We start from the raw sequence: 17,599 nt of genomic DNA, 5'->3' as shown, positions 1-17,599 counted from the left end.
GGCAGCTCGGTGACCTGCGACAGATGCCCGCGTGCTGCTCGGAGGGCCGACCGGCGAGTTGACCGATCGCACGGGTCCTGAGTCACAACATCGAGCGCATCGGCTCGTTGCACGTCACAGAACCGGGGTCGGCATCGGCGCCTCCCCGACGAAGGGAGACGGCCGTGGTCGACGACGACACCGTCGCGCGGGTCCTGGACGAGGTCATGCACCGCCACCTCCACGAGCTCAGCGCCGCCACGGGCCTGCCGGTCGTGTTCGGCGGCACCACCCGCAAGCTGCGGGGCGGCGTGCAACTGACGATCAACCAGCTCGTCGGAACGTTCGGCGACTCCCTGCGGATGATCAGCGTGCTCGCCGGGCGAGGACTGGGCGGGGCCGCGATGGCCCGCCGGGTGCCGTGCCGGGTCAGCGACTACGCCACCACCGCCGCCATCACCCACGACTACGACCACGTGGTGGTCGAGCGTGAGCAGCTCGCCGCCATCCTCGCCTACCCGATCGTGCTCCACGGCGCGGTGCGCGGTGTCGTGTACGGGGCCTTACGCGAGAACCGTCCGATCGGCGACCTCGCCGTCCGCAACGCAGGTGCCGTCATCGCAAACATCAGCCGCGACGCCGCTGGCCTACTCGAAAGACACGCCCCACCGCCACTCGACGCCCCCCGCAGCGAAGCGATCGGTGATCTCGCCGCGCTCATCGCCTCGACAACCGACCCCCAGCTCAGGACTCGACTCACCCGGATCCGAGACGGGCTCACCGGAGCCCGGTCCGCACACACCGAACGCGCCGACCCTGGCCGACGGGGGCTCTCGCCGCGGGAACTCGAGGCCATGAGACACGTCGCCGTGGGCGCCAGCAACGCAGAAATCGCCGACCAACTCGGGATCACCGTCAATACCGTCAAGGCCTACCTGCACAGCGCAATGCGCAAGCTCGACGCCCCGAACCGAGGACGCGCAGCCATCGCCGCTCGCACAGCCGGCCTTCTCTAACTAAGCGCACCCGGGTCAGGCACGCCCCGGTCCACCACCATCCACCACCTGCTCGTCCAGGGCATCGAGCCCAGCCGCTACCTTCGGCACGACAGGCCTGGCGACCTCGTCCGAGATCCGCGAGCGCGGCTACACCGGCAGCGCGAACCTGCTGGTCCGCTACCTCAACCAAGGCCGGGCCCGCACCGAGCGGGCCGTCCCCGCACCGCGTCGGCTGGTCTCGTGGATCATGACCCCGCCGGGCGATCTCGCCGACGGTGACGCGCGCACCTCGACAACCTGATCGCAGCATGCCCACAGCTCACCGCGCTGGTCGAACACGTGCGCGACGTCGCGAGCCTGCTCACCCAACGGCGCGGCACCGAGGTGCACACCTGGATGAACGCGGTCGACAACAGCGACCTCACCCCATTGCACAGGTTTGTCCGCGGCCTGCGCCAGGACCTGCCCGCGGTCCTGGCGGGCTTGACCCTGCCCTACAGCAACGGGCCGATCGGAAGGTGCGAACACCAAGGTCAAGCTGCTCAAGCGGCAGATGTATCGCCGGGCCGGGTTCCCGCTGCTCCGGCAGCGGATCCTGCTCAGCTGACAGTCCACCACCGAATCTGTGCCAGAGCCGAAGTTTTTACAGTCCCCGACCCAGGACCCCTCGACCGGACCGTGGAGCCGCCGCCACCCGAGCGACCTCGGCCGAACTGTCACACCCCACAGGCACAATCAACCCCACCAAACCGGCCAGCACCGGTGTCGATCAAGCCCGCGCCGCGGGACGAAAGATCCGGGCTAGCGATCTGTCGCCGGCACACCGACCGCCAACATGGCGGGAACACAAGGGGAATCCACTGAATGAACACGATCCTATGGGCAGCTGCCATCGTGCTGGCCGCCGTCTTCTTCACGAGCGGAACGCTGAAGGTCGCCCTGTCGAAGGAGAAGCTCCGTGCTGCCGGCCGAATCCGCGGGCGCGATGGCGCCGCGTGGACCGAGGAATTCAGTCCAGTCGCGATCAAGGCCATCGGAGTGCTCGAGCTGCTCGCCGCCATCGGCCTGGTGGCTCCACCCCTTGTCGGCATCGCGCCCGTGCTGGTGCCGCTCGCCGCGCTCGGCCTCGTCGTCATCATGGTCGGTGCGGCCGTCACCCACCTGCGCCGCAAGGAACACCCTCACGTAGTCATCAACCTTGCCTACCTGGCGCTAGCGGCAGTGGTGGTGTGGGGCCGGTTGGCAGTAGAACCATTCACCGCATGACGCGGCGGTCTGGAGCATTGTCCCGAACTCGAGATGCCGCCGGCAGGCCAGGGACTCGGCAGGGGCAGATGGCGTTGCAGTCGGTGCGGCTGCCCCCGGAGTGCGCGATCACGTCCAGTACAACGGGGACCTCCCCGGGAACAGCGCCCGTACGTCAACGTCAGAGTCCCGAAGCTGCCTTCACACGAGCCGTTCCGACCGGGCGAGCGCACCAACGTCCGGGCGTGGCGCAGCTCGGGTGGACGGTGATGAGTCCTCGAACCGGAACGACGGGAACAGGCCGCCGTTGTCGATTGCAACCGTCGCCAGCAGAGCCACCTTCCGATCGGTGTCGCTGTCGGCCTGCCGATCAGCGGGGCTCCGGCCGACCGGGCGGCCAGGCCAAAGCATCTGAGGTTCGACAGGAGGGCAGGCCAAGTTGGGGCAGTGCAGATCTTTCCCGAGTCACTCCTGTCGGCGGCGCCGACCAGGACCAGCCTTCTTGGGTCAGTGGCGGGGCGACAGGTAGCGGGCAAGCAAGTAGCGGGGAGGGTGGAGCAGTTCCTGACCGTCAACACCCGGGCAACACCGACACGAACCACCGACCCGAAAGAGGCGGCGATGACCATCGACTGGACCCGCACGCCTGTGGGTCTCGAGAGCCGTGTGCTGGAGCGCCACGGCACTTCCCTCCATTACTGGGTGGGGGGTGCCGTGGACCGGCCCGCGATCGCGCTCCTGCACGGCGCGGCCATGGATCACCGCATGTTCAATGCCCAGGTCCCAGTGCTCCTCTCTGACCACCGCGTGCTCCTCTGGGACGCTCGAGGCCACGGCCGATCCCATCCCCTAGGCATCGATCGCCCCACGATCGACGACTATGTCGACGACTTCGTCGCAGTGCTTGGCGACGCCGGAATCGGCAGAGCCGTGCTGGTGGGCCAGTCGATGGGCGCGTACGTTTCACAGCACACTGTTCTGCGACATCCCAATCGCGTCGTGGCGCTCGTCGTCATCGGCTCGACCCCGATTGCCTCCACTTTGACCCGGGCGGAGCACGCGGCGATGCGCTTCGCCGTCCATGCCTTCGCCCTCTGGCCGATTGGCCACCTGCGCCGCTCGATGGCCAGGGCGACCGCGGTGCGGGAGGACGTGCGGGCCTACGCGCTCGACGCGTTGTCGACGATCGCTCAACGCGATCTAGCCCGCATCTTCGATGCCGTCGCGACTGCGGTGCGCCGGGAGGGTTCCCCCGACCTCCGGATCGACGTCCCCTTCCTCCTCACTCACGGAGAGCACGATGGCACCGGAAACATCCGCAAGGACGGAACCCGCTGGGCTTCGAGCGACCCGCAGATCGACTACGTCGTTATTCCCGAGGCCGGACACAACGCTAACCAGGACAACCCGGAGGCCTTCAACCGCGAACTCCAACGGTTCCTGCGAGGTGTTTGAGATGATCAAGGTGATGGCGTGAAGACGTACTTTGCGCCGGTAGGTGGCCGGGGTGCTGCGAGCAAGGCGTCGGAGTGACGGTCTTGATCGCCGCCAAGCACCGCGCTGGCCACCAGCCGCTATCCACCCAGGGGCGCCCATGACTGCCTCGACCGGATAGCCGAGCGATCGCAACCGGTCGACGTCGCGCCGACCGTGCGCCGACTCACTCCATGCGCTCGGCCAGCTCGCTGCCCGATCATTTGCGCGGGATCTGCAACAACGCGAGCAGTGCCAGCAGGAGGGCGGCTGTATCGGTCGCGGTCCCCTTTCGTGTTGACACGCGAATAGGACCGGATTTGACCTATATGATGCCTAGCCTGGGGACCGCATCGCCGACATCCACCGGAAAGGCACAGCATGACCAGCCCGGAGATCCGCCCCTTCCGAATCGCAATCCCCCAGACCGCGCTCAACGATCTTACCGAGCGGCTGGCCCGTACCTGCTGGGTGAAACAACTGCCCCGCAGCGCTCCCGGTGACGCATGGGGCAGGGGTGTTCCCGCCGACTATCTGCGCGAGTGGGCCGAGCATTGGCGCACCGGTTACGACTGGCGTGCGCAGGAGGCCTGCCTCAACGAGTTCCCGCAGTACCTCACCGAGATCGACGGATACGACGTGCACTTCCTGCACGTGCGCTCGCCGGAGCCCGACGCACTGCCGCTGATCCTTACCCACGGCTGGCCCAACACATTTGTGGAGTTCACTCAGATCACCCCGTTGCTGACCGACCCCCGCGCGCACGGCGGCTACCCGGCGCAGGCTTTCCACGTGGTGGTCCCGTCCGTCCCAGGCTTCGCCTTCTCCGAAGCGCCCCGGGAGGCCGGATGGACCGTCGACCGCGTCGCCCGGATGTGGGCCGAGTTGATGAGCAGGCTCGGCTATCAGCGCTACGGCACACAGGGCGGCGACCTCGGCGCCTACGTGGCTCCGGCGATCGCCGAGGCTGACCCCAAGCGTGTGGTGGGCGTGCACATCGACGGCGGGATCGGCTTCCCTACCGAGGACGACGTGGCCGAGATGACCGACGACGAGCGTGCGGAGTACGAGCAGATGCTGGCCTGGTCCGGCGGAGGCGTCGACCACCACGTCCTCCTGCGCAAGGCGCCGCAGACCTTCGCACACGCCTGGCAGGACTCCCCCGTCGCCTTGCTCGCCTGGATGCTGCAGAAGTTCCAGGAGTTCACCCCGATGGCCAAGGCCCCCGACGACGTGATGGACCGTGATCACGTCCTGACCAACGTCAGCCTCTACTGGTTCACCGGGACCGTCGCGTCGTCGTCGTGGCCGATGTATGACGGGCTGGTCGACGGCGGCTTCGGCTGGCCCAAGGGGCAGGACAAAGTCCCCACCGGCGTCTATGCCGGCGGCTCGGAGCTGATCCGCCGACTGGCCGAGCGAAACAACCTCATCGCCCACTGGCCCAACGACAACCCTGGCAACCACTTCGTCGCCATGGAGGAGCCCGCCGCACACGCCGCGGACATCCGTGCCTTCTTCGGCACCCTCCCGCGCCACGGTGACACCTAGGATCGAGTCATGTCGCTCCACTCGGACCGCGCAGTGGCGTTCACCGACGCCACCGCGACAACGTGGTCGACGGGCCGAGGGCAAGTCGCTCGGGGTCGAGCCCACCGACAGGGTCCTGCTGGTGTCCCCGCAGATGTGCTCGCGAGTTTCCGGTGGCCGAGTGCAGGAGCAGTGTTCTCAGTCGACCTCATGGTGGGCCGAGCGACGATCATGGCTGCCGCCACTGCTGTCAGCCTCGGCCTGGGTGGGCGGTGGTCGTGAAGGGTGCTCAGCGAGCGCTCGGGCGGCCTCGGTGAGTCCCTCACCGTCCGGCGCCGCGTGCGGGTCAAGAAGCCACTGCAGTGCAACGCCGATGATGACGGCCAGTCCGAGCGAGCCGACGGCGTGCACGGTGTGTTCGTCGAGCCCGTCAGGGTCTTGGTCGAGGACGAGCGCAGCGAACCCGCGTCGAGCACGGCCGTAGGCCTCGACCAGGCGTCGACGATCATCGGCGTCACCCTCGCTGCGTGCGATGACGTGCAGACCGGCCGCGAAAAGCCGGGGTTGCGCGGCAACAGCGGCGCGCAGCCCGTCGAGCAACACGTGCAGCCTCTCACTCGGCGTACCGGGCGGCAGGGCGGTGACCGCTTCTGCGATCTCGTCCCACTCCTCGTAGGCCTCCAGGACCGCCGCCGTCAGCAGCGCGTCCTTGGACCCGAAGTGGTAACCGATCGAGGCCAGGTTCGTCCCGGAGGCGGCCACCAGGTCCCGGGCGGTGATCTGGGCATACCCCTGCTCGGTGATCAGCCGCTTAGCTGCCGCGAGCAGGTCCTGACGATGCCCCACACGCCACAGTCTACCTACACACCGTCTAAGACAGGATTCATACAACGTTTAATACTGTGTATGGTTCAGCCATGGTGGACGAGACGGTGCAGAACGAGGCGGACCGGCGGCGAGGTCGGCGGTGGTGGGGGGTGGCGGCGTTGACCCTGCCGGCGTTGCTGGCGTCGATGGACCTTTCGGTGCTGTTCATGGCCGCGCCGTGGCTATCGGCGGATCTTGCGCCGAGTGGCACCCAGCTGCTGTGGATCATGGACGTGTACGGGTTCGCGATGGCCGGCCTGCTGATCACCATGGGTGCGTGGGGAGACCGGATCGGGCGGCGACGACTGCTGCTGGCCGGCGCGGCGCTGTTCGGCGCAGCGTCGGTGCTGGCCGCGTTCGCCTCGACACCGGAGACGCTGGTCCTGGCCCGGGCGCTGCTCGGTGTCGGTGGGGCAACCCTGGCTCCGTCGACCCTGGCGTTGATCCGGACGATGTTCCCCGACGACGGGCCCCGCCGCGCCGCGATCGGGGTGTGGACCGCGGCGTTCACCGGGGGCGTCGTGATCGGGCCGATCGTCGGCGGGGTGCTGCTGGAGCACTTCTGGTGGGGCTCGGTGTTCCTGATCAACGTGCCGGTCATGGCGGCCCTGCTTCTAGTCGGACCGGTCTTGTTGCCCGAGTCCCGCGATCCCGGCCGGCCTCGCCCCGACGTGGCCTCGGCGGTGTTGTCGCTGCTGGCGGTGACCGCGACGATCTACGGGGTCAAGGAGTTCGCCGCTGGCACGGGTGGACCGATGCCGGTGACAGGTCTGATCATCGGAACGCTCGCGGGAGTGCTGTTCGTGCGGCGTCAGCAGCGGGCCCGGGCACCGCTGATCGAACTGGCGTTGTTCGGTCGTCGGGGGTTCGGTGCCGCACTGTCCTGCCAGGCGGTGGTGGTCGCGGCCAGTGCGGGCATGGGGTTCCTCGCGGTGCAGTTTGTGCAGCTCGTGCTCGGATTGCGCCCGTTCACTGCAGCGCTGTGGATGCTGCCCACCATCGCCGGAACCGTTGCCGGGATCGTGCTCGCCACCACCGCAGTCCGCTGGGTGCGCACCGCCGTACCGGTCGGCACCGGCCTGCTGCTCGCCGCGACCGGATTCCTGCTGCTCACCACGATCAGCGCCACCTCGACGGTACCGGCGGTCATGGCCGCCTACACCGTGCTGACCTTCGGCACCGGGCTGGTCGCCCCGCTGGCAGTCGATCTGATCGTGTCCACCGCACCGCCCGAGCGGGCCGGCGCAGCCTCCGCACTGGGCGAGACCTCCGCGGAGTTCGGTGGTGCCGTCGGAATCGCCATCCTCGGCACCGCCGCCGCGGCGATCTACCGCACCGGGTTGGCCGATACCGCCCCACCCGAACTGCTCGTCACCCGCGACGCCGCCGACACGCTCGGCGGCGCGCTGCAGATCGCGCCGTCACTCCCTGACCCGACTGCCGCGGTCACCGCCGCAACCGACGCGTTCGTATGCGGCTTCAGCACCGCCGCAGCCCTGGCCGCTGTCCTGCTCGTGGTCAGCGCCGCGGTCGTGACGGCACGACTCTGGAACACCGCTCCGACAGGAGAACCGCGATGATCTGTCCCGTCGTCCGTTTCGAGCTCTCCGCCGCCGAACCTGAGCGCGCCCGACACTTCTATCGAGCCGCGTTCGGCTGGCACACCGTGGCGGTCCCCGACACCGGGTACACCCAGCTGCTCACCGCCGGACCGGATGCACCGGGAGCGATCAACGGCGGTCTCGTCCACGACGCCGCTCCGAACGCCGCGCCCGTCATCGTCGTTCAGGTCACCGATGTGGCCGCGACCCTGTACGACGTCGAGCACGTCGGCGGGCGCCGCGTCACCGGCCCCGTTCCGATCGGCGACCACGGCCACAGCGCGGCTGTCACCGATACCGAAGGCAACACCATCGGCCTCTGGCAACCGACGCGATGAGCCGCACCCATCGGGCGGGCCAGCCGACCACCGCGGTCGAGGTCACGCCACGCCGCACACCTGCTGAACAGCCCGAACACCAGGTTGGCAAAGGCTCATCGAGTCATCTCAGGCGAACAAGCCGTGTTGCAGCAGTCGCTGGTTGGCGTTGCTTCGTTGGGCGAGGGTCTCGGGTGCGAAGGGGTCGCTGCCCAGGACGGCGTGCAGGGCTGGTTCGAGCAGGAGTGGCCCGAGGATCAGGAAGAGCGTCTGGTAGGCGGCCCATCGACGGTGCTCCGGCGGTAACGCGCTGGGCTGGGGCAGCAGACGTTCGACTTCCCGTTCGGCGCCTGAGACGAGGCGTGCCAGCAGTGCTGCGGCGCGGTCATCGCCGTCGATGAGTACTCGTCGTAGGTAGCGTCGCCGTTCCTGGTCCGCGCCGAACAGGAGCGCCGTGGCGCGGCCGACCTCGGCCAGGGCACCGTCCTCGATGCCTTCCTCGCGAGCTGATGCCACGGCGTTCGTGAACGAGCCGAGCACGTCGTCGTCGACCGCGTCGCGCAGGCCGGCCTTGGAGGAGAAGTGGTAGCGGAGCAGCGCATGCGAGACCGCCGCCTCGGCCGCGATCTGGCGGGTTGTGGTGGCGTCGTACCCCTGCTCGGCGAAGAGCTTGCGTCCTGCGGCGACGAGCGCGACGCGGGCATCGCCGCGGTTCGGCTTGGCGGGCGCTGGTGGCACGGTAGGAGCGTAATCGTCACAGGACCGCGCGGACGACCGGCGTGCGACGGAGGACCAGGGCGGCCGCAACGCTGAGCGCGAAACCGACCCCTGCGACGATCAGGAAGCGGCCGCTGGCGTCGAGGGGGACGTCGCGGGCCAGGTACTGCAGCCCGACCACGATCGGGAGATGGATCAGGTAGATCGCGAACGTGGCATTCGCGGCGCCGCGCTGCAGTCTGCTGGTGCCACGTACGTGGTCGCGGAAGAACACCACCAGGCCGAGCGCGAACCCGACGCACAGCACCGTCTCGTAGCCGGCCCACGCGAACTGCCCGGCGCTGGCGCCGCCCCAAGCGAAGAAGCTGGTCAACGGCTCACGGAAGCTGACGTAGCCGGCACTCAACACAGCAGCGGCGGCGAACCAGGCGTAGGCCACCCGAGGCCGGATCGTCTCCTGCCAGCCCCTGCGGTAGGCGAGGACGCCGGCGATCACGAACGGGAGGTGCTGGGCCAGATCGGCCGGCTCGGTCTGGATGATCTCCGCGACCGGTATCCACTCGTCGACCGGGTACCGAATCCGTAGGACAGCGGTGCCGACTGCCACAACCACGGCGAAGCTGAGCACTGCGAGCCCGCTGATGTTCTCCGGCGTGCGACGGACGCCTGGTGCAGCTGGTAGGCCGCGACGGGTGCGGATGCGGTCGACGACCGCGCGCCACACCAGATAGAGCAGCGAGTAGACCAGTAGGTGTTGGATGAACCAGAGATGCCCGAACTGACGATCCGGCCAGATCGGGCCGCTCCAGCCTTCCGGCTCCGGGCCCGCGCCGAGGTAGATGTTCCAGTAGTAGTCGCCGAACCCGATCGGCCCGTGGTGCCGGAAGTTCAGGTAGTAGGCGTACATCAGGACCGGGATCAGCAGGAAGAACCCGACGAGGATCGGTCCGCCCAGCTTCCGCAACCGTGGCCCGAGGTAGGGCCGCTCCCTGCGGCGGTCGACAGCGGCGGGCAGGAAGAACGCTGCGACCAGAAAGAACAGGCTCATTTTGAACGGGGCGTTGAGGACGGCGAAATCCTCGATCCACTGTGCCGTCGGCTGATCCTCGACGTACCACCAGTCCTGTGGTCCGTAGGCCTGCGCGGCGTGGTGAAAGATCACCAAGGCAGACAGGGCGATCCGGATCGAGTCCACGTAGTGCAGCCGCGCCGGTCGATCTGTCGCCTGACCCGTGGTCCCCGGCAGTGCGGCTCCAGCCGCAGGTCCTGTCCGCATGGACAGGACGCTAGCAAGTCCGCGACTCTCCTGTCCACTTGGACAGCATTCAGGGCTCGATGGCATCACAGTGCCCGGGCCCCGTCGTCTGGACGTCGCTCCCTGGCCGGGGCGGCACGATTCGCACTCGCCTTCCACTGGCTCGGTGTGGCTGCGCTGGTTCTCCTCGTGTTGCTTACCTAGCAGTAGCGACGGTTGCGTAGCCACGACGGCGTATCTATGCTGGCCGGTGTGAACACGAGGAAGGCTGGCGCGCCTCGGCGCTCACTGGCCGATGTGCGCGACGCCTGCCAGATGGCGGTCATTGCGGAGGTGACCGAGCGTGGGCTGGGCCGGCTCACGGTCGAGGGGGTTGCGCGTCGGGCAGGCGTGGCCAAGACCTCGATCTATCGGCACTGGTCGTCGGTCGAGGATCTGTTGCTCGACGCGCTTGGAGCGATGGTGCCGGTCGAGGAGGTCTCGCCGGGTGGCGATGCGCTGAGATCGGATCTCTTGCGCGCGCTGGAGCATCTGGTCGGCTGGCTCGAGGGGCCCGCCGCGCCGGTCGTGGCTGCGATCCTGGCGGAACGTCGACGACGTCCTGATCTCGTCGAGTCTCTCTACGAGCGGGTCTTCGACGCTCGTGGCAACAGGTTCACTCGTACTGTCATCGAGCACTATGCCGCGCGCGGCGTCGTCGATCCTCGATTGGTCACGCCGGTCGTCGTCGACATCGGTGAGGCGCTGGTACTCAAGCACCAGATCGACACCGGTGAGGTGCCCGATGCCCCAACCCTGGCCGCGATCGTCGATCAGGCGATCCTGCCTGCGCTCGGCCACGCACGCCCTCCCGAGGAAGGAACACTGACATGACCGAAGCTCCACCGCATTCTCCCGGGGGCGCAGATGCCACGCTTCGGGTCGACTGGTCCACGCCGACCGGTACATCCCGGACCACGCTGACGACCCATTTGTGGACCGCTCCTCAGCTCCGGCGGGGTTCTGCGATCCACGAGGCGGCGTTTGCTGCGCTGCGCGACCTGCGCGCCGATCTGACCCGGTTTCTGCCCTGGTTCACCCAGCCCCGGCTTGCGGTACCCGAGATCGCCCCGCCGAGCGCCGAGGCGACATCGTGGAACTTCGAACTGCTCGATCCCTTCGTCGAGGACTTCGTCTCGGCCGCCCAGGGCCGGCCGGTGGTCGCGAACTTCGCCACCATCCCCACCTGGATGTTCATCACCCCCGAGCCGGTGCCGGTCGCTGAGGACCCGGACGAGATCCATTGGGAGTACGAGCAGGGAACCGAACTGCGCGACCCGACCTGTGCGGAGGTCGCCGACTACTTCTATCGCCTGGCCAGTTGGTACATCGCCGGTGGCTTCACCGACGAGCTGGGGGTCTGGCATGAGTCGGGGCACCGGTACCGCTTCGCCTACTGGGAGGTGTTGTGCGAGCCGGACGTCGGCCATCAGCTCTCACCGGAAGTCTACACCCGGCTCTACGACGCGGTCGTCACCCGACTGCAGCCCCTCGACCCGGACATGAAGTTCATCGGCCTGTCCTTGAGCCACGTCCATCCAGATCCGGCGTACTACTGGCACTTCCTGGACCGGGACAACCACGCCGACGACGTCCCGATCGATGCGTTCTCCTACCACTTCTACGCCCAGCCAGAGATCGTCAATCCGTTCGGCCCGGAAGGCAACGCACCGTACGAACATTGGCGGGACATCTTCTTCGCCCAGGCGGACGCATTCATCGACCAGGCCCGCCATATCGACGCCGTACGGCGTCGGCTCGCGCCGCAGACGGCCACCCACATCAACGAACTCGGCACGTTCCCACCAGCGCCCATGGACCCCGCCCCGGATTTCCCCGCCGAGTACTGGGCGCTGAGCGGATCGGTCCAGTCCTACATCTGGGCCAAGCTGGTCGAACTGGGCATCGACCTGGTCGGAATCGCCGAGTTCATCGACTACCCCGGAATGAACCCGGGCATCAGCCTGCTGGACTGGCAGACGGGGAAACCCAACGCGCGATACGACGCCCTGGCCCTGCTCCTTCATCATTTCAGCCCCGGAGACACGCTGGTCAGCACCTCAGCGACCACCGAACACGGATACCCCGACACTCGCCTGCACACCCAGGCTTACCTCACCACCGACGGTCACCAGAAGATCCTCCTGGTCAACAAGACCGCCAAGCCGGTCGCCGTGGCCCTGGCCGGGGACCTGACCGGGGACCTGACGACGGCGGGGGCGCACCTCGAACAGGTCGGCAGTAGTGGTCCAGGCCGGGCCCGCTCGGTCATCGAGGACGGCAGGGCCGTGCTCGATGCCCACGCCACGGCGGTCATCGCGACACCGATGTAGAGACCAGTCGCCGAGCAGACACAGAGGTACCTGTGCAGGCCCGCGTCGATGGCATACATCCCGTCGAGTCCGCAGGAAGGAACCGTCCAATGGCCACCGCCACGTTGAGCGCCATCATCGAGGCTCCTGCCGAGCGCATTCGCGGGGTACTCCTGTCCGCTCCGCTACTGCCCGAATGGAACCCGGCTTTCGTGCGGGTCGAGGGCCCTGCGCGTGCCGCAGCCGGCACTGACTATCAACTCCAGGTCATCCGTGGCCTGCGAGGAACCCTCACCTACACCCACGTCGACAGTGAGGAGATCACGATGTCCTGGCGGGTGAGCGGGCTCTCCGAAACCGGTCAGTGGCAGCTGTCACCGCACCCGACGCGGCACCAGACGCGGGTGACGCACACGGTCGAGCGGCACGGGGCTCTCGCCGTGGTTCTCGGGCACGCGCTCGGCACGCTCCCGCGACTGCGGCTGGAACGCCTCGCCGAGCGGGCCGCCGCTCCTCAGCCGGCCGACAGTCCGTTCCCGCACAGGCGATCGACGGGAATCACCGGGCACCAGCGCAGTGGTTCCGCGGGCACGGAGACGACATCATGAGGACCTCCGTTCCGCGTCACGTCGTCGGGCACGGTCGCGCGGCGCTCGGCGAACGATGAGCACTCGGTCGATTTCGGTGAACTGGGTGGCGTGGTGCGCGTACGCCGGCATGACGGTCGCGTTGCCGACCGCTCTGTGGCGGCTCCCTCTCGCGATGGGGGCCACTCTCGGCACACCGGACGCTTGGCGCCAGGAGCAGGAGATTCCGGGTGCGGGAGCGTGGTATCTGCTCCTGTTGTCGGCCATGCAGCTCGCAGCCATCGGATGCATGTTCTTCCTCACGATCGAGCCGAGGAAGGTGACTCCACGTTGGCTGCCCCCTCGACCCGGCCGCTACGTACCGGCGGTCGTCAGCGGCGCGGGATCGGCGGGTGCGCTCGTGCTCGCTCTGCTCGTGGCGATGTCCATCATCGCTTGGGACAAGGTCGACCCGTTCGCGGGCACCGACTACAACGCCTGGGCATGGCTGTGCGCCGTCTGCTATCTGCTCGCCGCCCTCTGGCCACCGCTACTCGGCGCGGCCTCCGTGGGATACCTCCACCGCCACCGCCCATCGAGTGCACCCGAACAACCATGAGAGGGACACGACGACCAGCAGACCCTCAGACCACTCCGCACCGGTCACACGTGCGGTTCCCCCAAGATCGTGGAGGCAGCTGCCCGGTGGAGTCCAAGGACCGTCCACCCGTCATACCGGGTGGACGGTGCCCTGGGCCACCGCGCACAGTCGCACCTGGCCGGTCTCGTCGATCATCTCCAGGTCGCAAGCGCAGGTGGTTCTGCGCTTGCCGGCATGGCGGACCCGCGCGGTCGCCCGCAGTGTGATTCCGAGCGCGGGACGCAGATACTCGATGCTCATCCCACCGGTCAGAACCGCCGGCCCCAGCGCTGCACCGCCGGCGTAGGTCAGAGCGTTGTCAGCGGCGTAGGCAAGGACGCCTCCGTGCAGGAAACCATTCTGCTGAAGTAGGTCCTCGCGTGCATCTACCTCGAGGATCGTCCGGTCGGGGCTGAACGAGACCAGGCGCGTCCCCAACAACACACTGAAAGGTTGAGAGGCCAAGTGCGCTGTTGCTTCCTTCAACGTGAGGCGTCGTGAGCCCGGCAGCGTCATCTGGTTCTCCCTGTCGTAAGCATCGTCGGAGTACTAACGACTGACTGGCTTATTGCGCACGGGCCCTTCGCCAGTGGTCCGCACACTGTCGTCGACCGGTGCGCAGGCAGGGTGTCAGATACCTCGATTCCGCGTCGCTGTCACTTCTGCGGCGTCATCGGGGGGACCCCCGAAGTCGAGGCGAACGGCTCGATGGTGCCTCTGTCCTCGAGGCAGGCACCATCGCAGCATCTCTCAATACGAAGACGACACAATTTTTGAGCATGCGAACTCAGGGTCAGCCGGCGTCCTGGAAGTGTGGCGCCGACGGGGTCGACGCACGCGGATCCGGGGCGGGGCCCGATTCAACGGCCTTGGCGTATGCATCGGCGACTTCGGTCGGGATACGGCCACGGACCGCGATCGGGTACCCCTTCTCGCGGGCCCACGAACGGATCGCGCTGTTCCGCTGGCGTCGTTCACTGGTCATCGTCGTGACTGCAGTCGTGCGGTCTCGCCTCGGCTGTCGTGCCGTGCCGGGTGCCCGTCGCGCTGCGGCGACGTAGGGCGCGAGTGCCTCACGGAATGCGGCGGCATGGGCCCGGCTCAAGTCGATCTCATAGGCGACGTTGTCCGCGATGAACTCGACGGTCTCGTCCGCGCTGCTGCCGTCGAGGTCATCGACCAGCGTAATGTGCTCAATACGAGCCACGGTCCGTCTCCCAGGTTCTACGAGAATCTAGTGTGATTAGGGTGATCGTAACCGATAAGCCCGGGGAAAGGATGTATGAGATAGGAGACTCATCGGCGTTGCCTTAACAACTGGGTGGCAACGGGTTCACGGGGTCATTGGTTGTCCTTGAGCAGGGCGAGGATTCGGTCGTTGAGGGCGTCGGCGTCGTCGGCGATGTCCTCGAGGAGGGTAAGGGCCTCTTCCAGCCCGGGAGCTGACCGACCCGCGGTAACCGGCCCGCACTCGACCGTCCCCGGTGCCTGTGTACCGAGGGCCGGTGTGTCCTGTTCGTGGTGTTGTGCGGCGAGGGTGAGGCGGGTGCGGATGGTGCGTGTGGTGATGGGTTGGTAGTCGTCGTGCCAGCCGTGGCGGTCGATGGCCGGTAGCAGGGTGGCGGCGGCGCGCCACCGCTGCGGGCCTGGGATGTAGTGGCGGTGCGGATCGAGGGTGGTGGGGGTGTGCGCGGCGGTGAGGTGCATGCGGGCTGATCCGCGTCCGAGGCCGTCGAGGATGCCGAGGATGTCCAGCCAGCGTACGACCGCACATACCGGGCAGCGCCGCGGATCGGCGTCGGCGGGCACTGCGTGGGCACCGACCCGCACGCCATCGGCTCCGAGGGTGATCTGGGCGGGGACCAGCGCGCGGACGCGTCCCTGCGGCAGCCCCAGGATCAGGGTGGTGACGACCAGGAAGGCGTCGCGGCGTCCGTGCAGGCCGTGTGGCCAGCCGCGGGTCGCGCAGGCGGCGATCATCTCGAGCGGATCCACTCCGGCGGCGTGGGCGGTCCGGGGCCGTGGTGTCGGGTCCGGTAGCGCGGCTGGTCCGTTCTGTGGGCGGGCCAGGATGTGCCCGGCTCGCCGGTGTGCGGCGGCGATCGCGCGGATCCGCCGGGCCTGGGTGGCTGGGCGGGCCGGGAGCGCGGTGAAGAACCCGGCCAGCGCGGCGACCGTGGTCGGCAGCGCCGGCTGCCCGGTCGCGGCGGCGTAGTCGCAGAACAACGCCCACTCCCGGCGGTAACCGGCACCGGCGGCATCCCGCAGTGGCTCCGCGCAACCCACCGGGGCTGCTCGACCGGCGACCGGTCGAACAACGGCGGGCTCGGGGGTCATCGGGAGTTCACAGCCCGAGTCGGGTGACGGCGTTGCCGGCGAGCGGGGTGTGGTCGCGGTCGTAGGTTTCGATCATGGCGTCGCTGGAGTGGCGGGTCTGACGGCGCACCGAGCGGTGATCAGCACCCGCGCGGCGGGCGGTGGTGACGAACCCGGCGCGCAGCGAGTGGAACCCGACCGGCCCCGGTAGGCCTGCGGTGTGGGCGCGGCGGCGGACCATGGCGTGCAGGGCGTCCCCAGTCATCGCGGTATCGGTGAGGGTGCCGCCGCGGCGGACCCCGCGCAACAGCGGCGTGTCGCCGGCCAGTGCGGGCACCGGCGCACGCCCCGACCGGGGTGTCTGCCCCGCGGCTCCCGCAGTGCCGGTCTCGGCCGGCGCAGACGTGCCGGTGGTGGGGTCGGGGTGGTCGAACAGGTGGGTCAGGTCGGGCCAGGGCGGGGTTTCCAGGACGGCACGCATCAGCGCCGGACGCCCCTGCGGGGCGGCGGCGAGGAGCTGCAGCCAGCGCAGCACCGCACAGGGCGGGCAGGTCCCCGGCCAGGTGCCGTAGGGCAGCACCACGGTGGCGCCGCGGCCAGTCTGGTCGGTCTTGGACCTCGCGATCCGCACGTGCAGCCCGTCGACCGGATGGAAGACCACGTCGGCGACGGTGAGAGCGGCGAGCTCGCTGCGGCGCAGGGCCCCGGTGAACCCGATCAGCAACGCGGCCGCGTCCCGTGCGGCGATCAACCCGGCCGGCCAGGTCCCGAACCCCATCCCGCCCAGCACAGTGCGCAGGTCCTCGAGCAGCAGCGGGCGCATCTGGTGCCTGGAATGGGCGCGGGCGCGTTTGATGCCGGTCAGCACCGCCCCGACTGCCGGGTCGCGGGTCGGCGACGGGTGCCCGGCGTCGTGGTGGGCGGCAGCGATCGCAGCCAACCGCCGGCCCATCGTCGCCGGGGAGAACGCGATCTCGCCACACTCGGTGCGGGTGGCCTCCAGATCGGCCAGATACAACCGCACGGTGTCCACCGCCGCCGGCAACGCCGCCAACCCCGCCGCGGCACACCAGCGGGCGAAGTGGGCCCAGTCCCCGGCATACGCGGCACGGGTGCTCGCCGCCCGGGCCGCGACCGCATGCGCGTCGGCCCGCTCGGCCAACGCAGCCAGCGAAGCAGCGCGGGCCGCCGCGGACGCGACACCACCGGCCAGCACCCCCGTGTCGAGCTCAATGATGCCCGCACCAGCGCCCGGACCGGCCCCCGGACCGCCGTCTGGGGTGCTCTCGGCGCTCATCAGGGCCTTTCCGTCGGCATGGGCCTGCGCCCGCTTCCGCGGGATAGGTCAGATAACCAGAGATTATCGCGTGCCCCAGCCGCAGAGGCGGAAGCGACACGGAGATGTGTTCACGAGGGACCCGAAGGCCCTGCCGACACCTGGTGGCGAGCCCTCGACCTGCGGTTATGCGTGGCGGAGTGACATGCTTCCTTCCGGTGCCCGTGTCGTAGTTCTTTACAAGGAACTTGATCCGCCGGCGAAGCAGGTCAGGCGCAGGCGCAAGGTCTGGATCTTCTAGGGTTGCATCGTGAATACGATCATCTCCGAGACCTTCGATCCCGACGCCTGGAAGCAGGTGGAGGGTTTCGACTTCCGCGACATCACCTACCACCGCGCGGTGTCCACCGGCGCGGTGCGGATCGCGTTCGACCGTCCCGAGGTGCTCAACGCGTTCCGGCCCGGCAC

17 protein-coding genes and 1 pseudogene are annotated in these 17,599 nt (G+C 68.5%); 11 read left to right on the top strand and 7 right to left on the bottom strand.

Annotation, left to right across the window (positions count from 1 at the left end; translation table 11 throughout):
* Positions 1-164 precede the first annotated feature (164 nt).
* From AB0J24_RS27260 to AB0J24_RS27245, 4 genes are all read left to right on the top strand, one after another.
* Positions 165-995 (top strand): LuxR C-terminal-related transcriptional regulator, encoded by an 831-nt coding sequence (locus tag AB0J24_RS27260; protein ID WP_358686598.1) that lies wholly within the window; start codon positions 165-167, stop codon positions 993-995.
* A gap of 846 nt (positions 996-1,841) precedes the next feature.
* Complete coding sequence (locus AB0J24_RS27255) at positions 1,842-2,243, top strand: DoxX family protein (RefSeq protein WP_358686595.1); 402 nt, start codon at positions 1,842-1,844, stop codon at positions 2,241-2,243.
* 531 nt (positions 2,244-2,774) lie between these two features.
* Positions 2,775-3,677 (top strand): alpha/beta hydrolase, encoded by a 903-nt coding sequence (locus AB0J24_RS27250; protein ID WP_358686593.1) that lies wholly within the window; start codon positions 2,775-2,777, stop codon positions 3,675-3,677.
* A gap of 399 nt (positions 3,678-4,076) precedes the next feature.
* Positions 4,077-5,246, top strand: a complete 1,170-nt coding sequence (locus AB0J24_RS27245) for an epoxide hydrolase (RefSeq protein ID WP_358686591.1) — start codon at positions 4,077-4,079, stop codon at positions 5,244-5,246.
* 177 nt (positions 5,247-5,423) lie between these two features.
* Here the strand turns inward: AB0J24_RS27245 and AB0J24_RS27240 are convergent, their stop codons facing one another.
* Complete coding sequence (locus AB0J24_RS27240; RefSeq protein WP_358686588.1) at positions 5,424-6,071, bottom strand: TetR/AcrR family transcriptional regulator; 648 nt, start codon at positions 6,069-6,071, stop codon at positions 5,424-5,426.
* 71 nt (positions 6,072-6,142) lie between these two features.
* Here AB0J24_RS27240 and AB0J24_RS27235 point away from each other — a divergent pair, with 71 nt between their 5' ends.
* A complete protein-coding gene (locus AB0J24_RS27235; RefSeq protein ID WP_358686586.1) occupies positions 6,143-7,672 on the top strand; it encodes an MFS transporter in 1,530 nt (509 codons plus the stop codon).
* Positions 7,564-8,031, top strand: a complete 468-nt coding sequence (locus AB0J24_RS27230) for a VOC family protein (RefSeq protein ID WP_358686583.1) — start codon at positions 7,564-7,566, stop codon at positions 8,029-8,031. The genes AB0J24_RS27235 and AB0J24_RS27230 overlap by 109 nt, the downstream gene beginning before the upstream one ends.
* 108 nt (positions 8,032-8,139) lie before the next feature.
* Here the strand turns inward: AB0J24_RS27230 and AB0J24_RS27225 are convergent, their stop codons facing one another.
* Positions 8,140-8,748, bottom strand: a complete 609-nt coding sequence (locus AB0J24_RS27225; protein ID WP_358686581.1) for a helix-turn-helix domain-containing protein — start codon at positions 8,746-8,748, stop codon at positions 8,140-8,142.
* A gap of 16 nt (positions 8,749-8,764) precedes the next feature.
* Positions 8,765-10,003 carry an acyltransferase gene (locus AB0J24_RS27220; protein ID WP_358686579.1) on the bottom strand — a complete coding sequence of 413 codons (1,239 nt, stop codon included), beginning with the start codon at positions 10,001-10,003 and terminating at the stop codon, positions 8,765-8,767.
* Positions 10,004-10,234: 231 nt separating this feature from the next.
* Here AB0J24_RS27220 and AB0J24_RS27215 point away from each other — a divergent pair, with 231 nt between their 5' ends.
* The 4 genes from AB0J24_RS27215 to AB0J24_RS27200 all read left to right on the top strand — a co-directional run bounded on the left by AB0J24_RS27215 (position 10,235) and on the right by AB0J24_RS27200 (position 13,518).
* Positions 10,235-10,855: a TetR/AcrR family transcriptional regulator gene (locus AB0J24_RS27215; protein ID WP_358686577.1), complete on the top strand. Its 621-nt coding sequence runs from the start codon at positions 10,235-10,237 to the stop codon at positions 10,853-10,855.
* Positions 10,852-12,354 (top strand): hypothetical protein, encoded by a 1,503-nt coding sequence (locus AB0J24_RS27210; protein ID WP_358686574.1) that lies wholly within the window; start codon positions 10,852-10,854, stop codon positions 12,352-12,354. The genes AB0J24_RS27215 and AB0J24_RS27210 overlap by 4 nt, the downstream gene beginning before the upstream one ends.
* Positions 12,355-12,443: 89 nt before the next feature.
* Positions 12,444-12,941, top strand: coding sequence for an SRPBCC family protein (locus tag AB0J24_RS27205; RefSeq protein ID WP_358686571.1), 498 nt, complete (start codon positions 12,444-12,446; stop codon positions 12,939-12,941).
* 76 nt (positions 12,942-13,017) lie between these two features.
* Positions 13,018-13,518 carry a hypothetical protein gene (locus AB0J24_RS27200; RefSeq protein WP_358686568.1) on the top strand — a complete coding sequence of 167 codons (501 nt, stop codon included), beginning with the start codon at positions 13,018-13,020 and terminating at the stop codon, positions 13,516-13,518.
* Between the two features lie 111 nt (positions 13,519-13,629).
* On the opposite strand, the gene AB0J24_RS27195 is transcribed toward AB0J24_RS27200, so the two are convergent.
* From AB0J24_RS27195 to AB0J24_RS27180, 4 genes are all read right to left on the bottom strand, one after another.
* Positions 13,630-14,055, bottom strand: coding sequence for a PaaI family thioesterase (locus AB0J24_RS27195; protein ID WP_358686566.1), 426 nt, complete (start codon positions 14,053-14,055; stop codon positions 13,630-13,632).
* Between the two features lie 277 nt (positions 14,056-14,332).
* The gene (locus AB0J24_RS27190; protein WP_358686564.1) at positions 14,333-14,746 is read right to left on the bottom strand and encodes an Lsr2 family protein; all 414 of its coding nucleotides are present in this window, start codon (positions 14,744-14,746) and stop codon (positions 14,333-14,335) included.
* Between the two features lie 134 nt (positions 14,747-14,880).
* Entirely contained in the window at positions 14,881-15,825 is a 945-nt protein-coding gene (locus tag AB0J24_RS27185) for a hypothetical protein (protein ID WP_358686562.1), read from the bottom strand.
* Positions 15,826-15,883: 58 nt separating this feature from the next.
* Positions 15,884-17,152 carry an integrase gene (locus AB0J24_RS27180; RefSeq protein WP_358686560.1) on the bottom strand — a complete coding sequence of 423 codons (1,269 nt, stop codon included), beginning with the start codon at positions 17,150-17,152 and terminating at the stop codon, positions 15,884-15,886.
* Between the two features lie 286 nt (positions 17,153-17,438).
* On the opposite strand from AB0J24_RS27180, the pseudogene AB0J24_RS27175 reads away from it, so the two are divergent.
* A pseudogene (locus AB0J24_RS27175) lies at positions 17,439-17,599 on the top strand (1,4-dihydroxy-2-naphthoyl-CoA synthase); the annotation flags it as partial.

This window comes from Pseudonocardia sp. NPDC049635 (genome assembly GCF_040659795.1).
GTDB lineage: Bacteria > Actinomycetota > Actinomycetes > Mycobacteriales > Pseudonocardiaceae > Pseudonocardia.
This window is presented reverse-complemented; position numbering and strand designations above follow the sequence as displayed.

What these genes read in the sequence shown, in the direction of transcription:
- AB0J24_RS27255 (WP_358686595.1), top strand. Translation starts at nt 1,842, where the DNA reads ATGAACACGATCCTATGGGCAGCTGCCATCGTGCTGGCCGCCGTCTTC.
- AB0J24_RS27245 (WP_358686591.1), top strand. Translation starts at nt 4,077, where the DNA reads ATGACCAGCCCGGAGATCCGCCCCTTCCGAATCGCAATCCCCCAGACC.
- AB0J24_RS27235 (WP_358686586.1), top strand. Translation starts at nt 6,143, where the DNA reads ATGGTGGACGAGACGGTGCAGAACGAGGCGGACCGGCGGCGAGGTCGG.
- AB0J24_RS27230 (WP_358686583.1), top strand. Translation starts at nt 7,564, where the DNA reads ATGCGGCTTCAGCACCGCCGCAGCCCTGGCCGCTGTCCTGCTCGTGGT.
- AB0J24_RS27220 (WP_358686579.1), bottom strand. Translation starts at nt 10,003, where the DNA reads ATGCGGACAGGACCTGCGGCTGGAGCCGCACTGCCGGGGACCACGGGT.
- AB0J24_RS27210 (WP_358686574.1), top strand. Translation starts at nt 10,852, where the DNA reads ATGACCGAAGCTCCACCGCATTCTCCCGGGGGCGCAGATGCCACGCTT.
- AB0J24_RS27205 (WP_358686571.1), top strand. Translation starts at nt 12,444, where the DNA reads ATGGCCACCGCCACGTTGAGCGCCATCATCGAGGCTCCTGCCGAGCGC.
- AB0J24_RS27195 (WP_358686566.1), bottom strand. Translation starts at nt 14,055, where the DNA reads ATGACGCTGCCGGGCTCACGACGCCTCACGTTGAAGGAAGCAACAGCG.
- AB0J24_RS27180 (WP_358686560.1), bottom strand. Translation starts at nt 17,152, where the DNA reads ATGAGCGCCGAGAGCACCCCAGACGGCGGTCCGGGGGCCGGTCCGGGC.